At 37.5% G+C, this 256-nt stretch carries 1 protein-coding gene; it reads right to left on the bottom strand.

Annotation, left to right across the window (positions count from 1 at the left end; genetic code table 11):
• The coding region (locus ACYPV9_RS14270; RefSeq protein ID WP_459744845.1) for a glycerol-3-phosphate acyltransferase at window positions 1-256 on the bottom strand (256 nt) is incomplete at both ends.

Here is a 256-nt window from a genome sequence, read left to right as displayed (position 1 = left end):
CTAATAAGTAGAGGGTCTTTATGCGCTAAAATAGCAGGAGCAATATTTGGAATAAAAATAGTTGACAAAGTAATGAGTACGGCAGCAATCATGCTTGTCAAACTAACAGTGCTGGTGATTAATAGCGTAATCACAAAAATAGAAGCCGAATATAAAAAGAAAATAGGTGAGTAGGCTAATAACATGCCAGCGCTGGTTGCAACGGCTTTTCCTCCTTTAAAATGAGCAAAAATCGGAAAGGTATGGCCTAAGATAG

It is taken from the genome of Polaribacter sp. OB-PA-B3 (assembly GCF_054589375.1).
This window is presented reverse-complemented; position numbering and strand designations above follow the sequence as displayed.